Origin of the sequence: Vibrio sp. 10N.222.54.E6 (assembly GCF_041473955.1) — a bacterium.
In the GTDB taxonomy this organism is placed as follows: domain Bacteria; phylum Pseudomonadota; class Gammaproteobacteria; order Enterobacterales; family Vibrionaceae; genus Vibrio; species Vibrio tasmaniensis_A.
In genome coordinates this window covers 1-656 of sequence record NZ_JBFRTD010000103.1, presented here as the reverse complement: position 1 = coordinate 656, position 656 = coordinate 1, and the positions used below count along the sequence as shown (strand labels likewise).

General features: G+C 48.5%; 2 protein-coding genes. Both read left to right on the top strand.

The features are described 5' to 3' along the window. The first annotated feature begins 22 nt into the window (after window positions 1-22). Window positions 23-394: a hypothetical protein gene (locus AB4513_RS24730; RefSeq protein ID WP_017096872.1), complete on the top strand. Its 372-nt coding sequence runs from the start codon at window positions 23-25 to the stop codon at window positions 392-394. Between the two features lie 23 nt (window positions 395-417). Beyond that, window positions 418-656, top strand: a 239-nt coding sequence (locus AB4513_RS24725) for a TraC family protein (RefSeq protein WP_133151994.1), incomplete at its 3' end; no start/stop codon positions are given.

Here is a 656-nt window from a genome sequence, read left to right as displayed (position 1 = left end):
AAAGATTGATTAGGAAAAAATAATGAAACGAACCTTAAAAATCATTGTTATCACGGGCGCGATATTATGGGGCGCATTACTGAGCAGCGCCTTGGCACAAGTGGCGCAGTTTATCACCTCGCACGATGACGCCAGAGATCACGTTGTGGCGCGCTACATCGAGTCTCAGCCCTCTCTAGATAAGGGGGCGCTCCATCAAGCGGTCCAAGATTGTGCCGTGCACCCTAACATTAAAATCGAAAAAGAGATCGCTTCAGAGACGCGCCTTTCTCCACTCAAACTCAGCCTATACGAATGCTTACAAAAAAAAGGGCATCGTGAGCTTGCTCACCGCCTTCAACTCAGTGATGAAGCAATGCAAAGTGTCAGTTGGCCATTGTCTTTGTTTTGGTAAAAAATAGAAAAAGGGGTCCCCCCATGTTTTCCACCTCACGCAGTGGCTTATCCGCCTTATTTCAAGAGGCCAAGCAAGCCCAGAACCACCTTCACCATGAACTGCCGTATCGAGACTACGATCCCATTGAGCGGGTGTTCGACAATACCCACTCTCGCGGTTTTGGCTTTAAAATCAGTGTCCTTGGGGGCGCTAACGACGATTTAATTCAGTCGTTAAGCCACCTCATGGGGGATTTGCCTGCAGGGGATAAATGGGACTA

What these genes read in the sequence shown, in the direction of transcription:
- AB4513_RS24730 (WP_017096872.1), top strand. Translation starts at nt 23, where the DNA reads ATGAAACGAACCTTAAAAATCATTGTTATCACGGGCGCGATATTATGG.